This is a genomic window from Chamaesiphon sp. VAR_69_metabat_338 (assembly GCF_031423935.1).
Lineage (GTDB): Bacteria > Cyanobacteriota > Cyanobacteriia > Cyanobacteriales > Chamaesiphonaceae > Chamaesiphon.
In genome coordinates this window covers 1-5,867 of sequence record NZ_JANPGM010000381.1, presented here as the reverse complement: position 1 = coordinate 5,867, position 5,867 = coordinate 1, and the positions used below count along the sequence as shown (strand labels likewise).

General features: G+C 47.3%; 5 protein-coding genes. 3 read left to right on the top strand and 2 right to left on the bottom strand.

Features of this window, described 5'->3' with window-relative positions; all coding sequences use genetic code 11:
- Positions 1-162: 162 nt before the first annotated feature.
- Positions 163-1,521, top strand: a complete 1,359-nt coding sequence (gene glmU / locus RMO84_RS10650; protein ID WP_310488439.1) for a bifunctional UDP-N-acetylglucosamine diphosphorylase/glucosamine-1-phosphate N-acetyltransferase GlmU — start codon at positions 163-165, stop codon at positions 1,519-1,521.
- Between the two features lie 96 nt (positions 1,522-1,617).
- On the opposite strand, the gene RMO84_RS10645 is transcribed toward glmU, so the two are convergent.
- The gene (locus tag RMO84_RS10645) at positions 1,618-1,950 is read right to left on the bottom strand and encodes a hypothetical protein (RefSeq protein WP_310488438.1); all 333 of its coding nucleotides are present in this window, start codon (positions 1,948-1,950) and stop codon (positions 1,618-1,620) included.
- A 532-nt stretch (positions 1,951-2,482) separates the two neighbouring features.
- On the opposite strand from RMO84_RS10645, the gene RMO84_RS10640 reads away from it, so the two are divergent.
- On the top strand, positions 2,483-3,676 hold the full coding sequence (locus RMO84_RS10640; RefSeq protein WP_310488437.1) for an MFS transporter: 1,194 nt from the start codon (positions 2,483-2,485) through the stop codon (positions 3,674-3,676).
- Between the two features lie 244 nt (positions 3,677-3,920).
- Here RMO84_RS10640 and RMO84_RS10635 read toward each other — a convergent pair whose 3' ends face one another.
- On the bottom strand, positions 3,921-4,835 hold the full coding sequence (locus RMO84_RS10635; RefSeq protein WP_310488436.1) for a sugar ABC transporter permease: 915 nt from the start codon (positions 4,833-4,835) through the stop codon (positions 3,921-3,923).
- A 142-nt stretch (positions 4,836-4,977) separates the two neighbouring features.
- Here RMO84_RS10635 and truB point away from each other — a divergent pair.
- Positions 4,978-5,867, top strand: an 890-nt coding sequence (gene truB, locus RMO84_RS10630) for a tRNA pseudouridine(55) synthase TruB (RefSeq protein ID WP_310488435.1), incomplete at its 3' end; no start/stop codon positions are given.

Genomic DNA, 5,867 nt, shown 5'->3' with positions numbered 1-5,867 from the left:
GTTTTTACAACTCGCTGCGATACCCCAAGCTGCAAAATTATCTCTCTAAAAATTATGAACGATCGCGAGCAGAGTTTAGCTGCGATTGCATCCATGTTTCGAGCAATGGGGTATTTTAAGAGAGGCTTTGTTTAGTTTCCTTCGGTAGTCGTAATTATATTTATGGTAGCAGTAGCAATTCTGGCAGCGGGCAAAGGCACGCGAATGAGATCGGACTTACCCAAAGTATTACACTTACTGGGAGGACGATCGCTAGTCGAACGAGTATTAATTGGTTGTGCGGAACTTCAGCCCGAACGTCAATTGGCGATCGTTGGCTATCAGGCCGATCGCGTTAAAACCGCCATGCTCGACTATCCCGATTTGGAATTTGTCGAACAAACACAGCAACTCGGTACCGGACATGCCGTGCAGCAATTACTCCCACATCTAACGGATTTTGAAGGGGATTTACTGGTCTTAAATGGGGATGTGCCGTTATTGCGTCCTGAGACGCTCAAAGCCCTCTTGCAGACTCACCAGCAGCATCAAAATGCAGCGACGATACTCACAGCCCAAATTGCTAATCCACAGGGCTACGGGCGAGTATTTTGCGATAGTCAAAACCTCCTCCAAGAGATTGTCGAGGATCGGGATTGCACAGATCTCCAACGCCAGAATCGGCGGGTCAATGCCGGAATCTATTGTTTTAATTGGCAAAAACTCCAAGCCGTTCTACCCAAATTACAGAGCAATAACAGTCAGCAGGAATATTACATCACCGATGCGGTGAATTTCCTCTCGCCAGTGATGGTGTATGACGTACCGGACGAGCGCGAGATTATGGGGATCAACGATCGTCGTCAATTGGCGACTGCCTATGAAATTCTCCAATCGCGGATCAAAGATGATTGGATGGCGGCTGGGGTGACGATGATCGACCCCGATAGTATTACGATCGACGATACAGTGCAGATCGGTGTCGATGCGATTATCGAACCCCAAACCCATTTGCGGGGTAATACCACGATCGGTAGTGGCAGTCGGATCGGCCCTGGGAGCCTAGTAGAAAACAGCCAGATCGGCAATAATGTCACGTTTATGTATTCAGTGGCGATCGATAGCACGATCGGGGATAAAGCCAATGTCGGCCCCTTCGCGCATATTCGCCAGCAAGGTCAGATTGGTGCTGGCTGCCGCGTCGGTAACTTTGTCGAGTTGAAAAAAAGCACGCTGGGAGATAATACCAACGTCGCGCATCTGTCATATATCGGCGATGCCACTATCGGCAAACAAGTCAATATCGGTGCGGGCACGATTACGGTTAATTATGACGGTAAGTTCAAGCATCAAACTACCATTGGTGACTTTACCCGGATCGGTTCGAATAGCACCTTAGTCGCACCCCTAAATATTGGTGCTCAAGTTACTACCGCCGCTGGTTCGACGATCGTCAGCGACGTTCCCGATGACTGTCTGGCGATCGCCCGATCGCACCAGACGATCAAACCCGGCTGGCGACCCAAATGGCAGCAATCTTAACCATTCCCAAGATCGACACAAGCTGGGTCGATCGATCGACCCAGCTTTGATGGAGCTACATAATTAGCGATTGTTATGGCTTTAAAGCTAGCTAATTTAACAGCGATCGGCACCAGCAGATTGAGGAGCGACATTGGCGATCGCGCCAACACAATTAACGCAAAAATTAGCCCCCAGCAAACACCATAGCCATAAGGCTAAGCAGATAATCTTGACAGCTTCAACTAGTAGCGGCGACTGCTGTTGAACGATGGCTGGCTGCGGAGATGCGACGATTGGCGGTGTTGGATTGGCGAGCGGCCAGATCGATTCCCAGTCGAGATCGAGATTGAGGGTCGATCCACCAAATCCATTACCAGTGGGCAAGGATTGACATATTGGTAGATTGCTAATGAATAAAGACGGTTTAGAATGACGAGGTTGGAGCATAGTTAACTAACAGCAATCGACAATAAATCGGGGTGGGATAGCTGGTGAGGTCGATCGGTAAGACATTCTGGATCGACCTAGCACTGATGTTGAAACGATCGAACCGATCCGGTAAGGAGTGGCTAGCTCTGGCCGCAGCCTTAGAGTCCGCACGATCGACAGGCAACCTTTACTACAGCAATCGCTGTGAATTAGATATTGCCAAAACTGCACCCCGATCGCCAAAAGACAGTACTCTAATGCATTTTTAGTCTAATCGAAACTTGTACAAATATTAATCCGAAAATCCCCCGATCTGTCAATATATATTTCGATCTTGTGTCGGTATTTACACTGAGTCAAGTCCCATCTACTACCAAATCGATCGATCGAGCTGCAAGTCGATTTTTTGAAATCTCGCGTCAAAATTACTCGAACGCTTGTGCAGCCTAGAATTTATCGATCGATCTGACGATCGTGAAACCATGATTTTGTAGGGATTAATTAGATCCGATCTCCGCTGAACTTCTCAATTTTCTTCACCCCGAACTCAATGAATCGTAGCTTCTGGATTATTTCCATTATTAATTTCATCAACTCTCTGAGTTTTACGATCCTCATTCCGACCATTTATCAGTATGGCCGTCAGTTTCATCTCAGTAACTTTGAAACCAGTTTTCTGTTTGCCATCTTTTCGATCGCGCAATTTTTTGCAACTCCAATTATCGGCAAATTATCCGATCGCTTTGGTCGCAGACCGTTACTGATTATTAGTTTATTCGGCACGGTTGTTGGCAATCTGTTAGCAGGCACCGCGCCTAATGCTACGGTGTTATTTTTAGCGCGGTTCCTCGATGGCATCACTGGCGGAAATATCTCGGTAGCGCAAGCCGTAATTTCCGATGTCACCACACCAGAAAATCGCGCTAAAGGGTTTGGAATCTTCGGTGCCTCTTTGGGTTTGGGATTTATTATGGGGCCAGTTTTGAGTTTGATCGCTCAACAAAGATCGCTAGGCACAGCATTTTTAGTGTCCGCTGCTGTTGCGGCGATCGCCTTAATCTTGACGATCTTTTTTCTGCCAGAAACATTGCCAGTCAGAGAACACACCGATACGAATATCTTCGATCTGGGCTTGCGAGATTTGATTAAAGGATTGACTTTTCCCAGGTTGGGAATTTTGTTTATCATCAATCTCTGTGTCGGTACGACATTTACGTTATTCACTTTTGCTTTTCAGCCCTATTACTTAAAAGTTTTACACCAAGATAATAATTCACTCACTTTATTATTTCTCGCAATTGGAGTGGTAGGTGTTGTCGTCCAAGTTCAAGGCGTAAAAATCTTGACTAAATACCTCACCCTAGTCAAGATTTTATTTTTAGGCTTATTCTTTCGGAGTTTATCTTTCGTCTTAATGCCGATCGTTCCCGACATTCATTTTTTCCTGATTGCCGCTATGCTGTTCTCATTGTTCAATTCGCTAGTCCAGCCGATGATTAGCACCTTAATTTCTTTAAATACTAGCCCCGAAGAACAGGGGAAAATGTCAGGATTGAATGCTTCCTATTTAAGTGCGGCTAATGGCATCGGGCCGATTATTGCTGGACTGATGGTAGACCAGCAGAATCTCACAACTTATGGATACCCACTATATGTCGCTGGTATTTTCACATTTATCGTCTTATTTTTTGCCATTCGCAATCGCAGTAAATTTACGCCCAGACTCACTCAACCTACTATTTAAATAACAAATCCAGCTTATGCGAACTTCTTTTGCAATCGACATCCTTTGCCCTCACCCCCAACCCCTCTGTCTTGACCGAAACGCACGCTGTAGGCGAGCGGAGCGAGACGTGTCGCTAGACGGAAACCTCAGCGCGATTTCGGTCGCTCCCAAGTTTGGGAGAGGGGAGCCAGAGCCGGAGGCGAGGGCGGGGTGAGGGCAAGATAGTAGGTTTTGTAAAGTGGATTTAGTATAAATGGCATTTCTATTCCTGAGTCGAAGTTCGTAACTGTAAGTAGACTAAGCCAGCGGTAAAAGCGAGTAGCACCATCGCCGCTGCTGCGGCATAACCAAAATCAAATTGAGCGAAAGCTCGATCGTAAATATAGTAAACCAGTAAATTGGTAGAATTTAGGGGGCCGCCACCCGTAATTACATAGACTTGCTCGAAACTTTTGAGCGTAAAAATGGTCGTCGTAATCGCCGCAAACACGATTGTCGATCGCATCCCCGGCCAAGTAATATACCAAAACTGTTGCCATCGATCGGCACCATCGAGTTCGGCAGCTTCATAACGATTGCTAGGAATCGCTTGCAGTCCCGCTAAAAACACGACTAAATTAAAGCCGATTTGCTTCCACACGCTTAAGACAATAATTACTGGCATCGCCCAAAACGAATCACTCAACCAGGCAATCTTTTCGATTCCCCAATTCCCAATTAATGAGTTAATCGCCCCATCGAATTGAAATAACCACCGAAAGCCCAATCCCGCAGCTACTAAAGACACGATCGACGGAATAAAATAAATCGTCCGCAAAATGCCCACACCAGGTAAATTGCGATTGAGTAATACCGCCAAACCCAACGGAATCGCGATACTTGGCATTACCGTCCCGATCGTGAAATAAAGCGTATTGCCAATCACTTGCCAAAAATCTGGCGTGAGTAACAAGCGTAAGTAATTTCTCACCCCCACCCAATGCACGCCTGCTCTGGTAAAACTGCCCCCAGTGAAACTCAAGTACCCCAGATATATAATCGGGAACGCTAAGAAAACGCCCAAGATTAGTAACGCTGGTAGTAAAAAGATGCCAGCCGCGACTTCCTCGCGATCGATCGCCACCGCTAAACGCTCGGAAAAAGGCTGCTCGGATGCGGATTTACGGACAGTAGTCATAAGTGAACTTTAGCGTGGCTAGAGTGGGGTATGAAAGACTAGGGAAGATTGCGGGGAGCGGGGGGCGGGGGGCGGGCAGGGAAGAATCCAAAATCGAGTTATGGTTAATATTAACCTAATCGCTAAGAGTAACCGATCGCCTGTGGACGGATTTATCAACCTCAAGAAATTACCCAACTGGACATCTCACGATTGTGTAGCCAAAGTGCGGCGGATTTTGCAGACCAAAAAAGTCGGACATGGCGGCACCCTCGATCCAGCCGCAGTTGGCGTGCTCCCGATCGCGATCGGTAAAGCTACTCGACTATTAGAATATTTACCTGAGGGTAAAGCCTATCGAGCGGTCATTCGATTGGGCATCCAAACGACAACTGACGATCTCGAAGGCGAGATAATTTATTCCCAACCTATCCCCGATCTAACGATCGATCTCATCCAATCGGTACTTACTGAATTCATTGGCGAGATCGTCCAAACGCCGCCGATGTATAGTGCGATTCAAGTCAACGGACAACGGCTGTACAAGCTCGCCCGCGCTGGCGAAGTTATTGACGTGCCGACGCGCCAAGTCACGATTCACAGTATCGACATTCTCAACTGGACGCCTGGAGATTTTCCCGAAGTCGAAGTCCAGATTGCTTGTGGGGGCGGTACCTATATTCGCTCGATCGCCCGCGACTTGGGCGAGAAACTAGGCACTAAAGGCGTTTTGGCTTTTTTAGAACGAAATGCCAGTTGTGGCTTTAAATTGGCAGATAGCATCACTTTAGAAGAATTAGCCCAGCAGCAGGAAGCTAGTGTGTTCGTTCCCATTTCACCCGATCGCGGCTTGGCACATTTAGCGACCGTAAATTTACCAGATGAAGATCTGGTCAAATACTGGAGCCAGGGCAAACGCCTGCCAGTCTCCGAACTCACCCTTACGCCCGATCCGCTGGCTGCTAATGGTTTTGTCAAAGTCATGAGCGCGGATCTGTGCTTGGGAATTGGCGAAGTTCAATCGATCGACAACGAACGCTGGATCGTCCCGCA

Bases quoted from the DNA above. Each gene is read 5' to 3' on its own strand.
- glmU (WP_310488439.1), top strand. From the start codon at position 163: ATGGTAGCAGTAGCAATTCTGGCAGCGGGCAAAGGCACGCGAATGAGA.
- RMO84_RS10645 (WP_310488438.1), bottom strand. From the start codon at position 1,950: ATGCTCCAACCTCGTCATTCTAAACCGTCTTTATTCATTAGCAATCTA.
- RMO84_RS10640 (WP_310488437.1), top strand. From the start codon at position 2,483: ATGAATCGTAGCTTCTGGATTATTTCCATTATTAATTTCATCAACTCT.
- RMO84_RS10635 (WP_310488436.1), bottom strand. From the start codon at position 4,835: ATGACTACTGTCCGTAAATCCGCATCCGAGCAGCCTTTTTCCGAGCGT.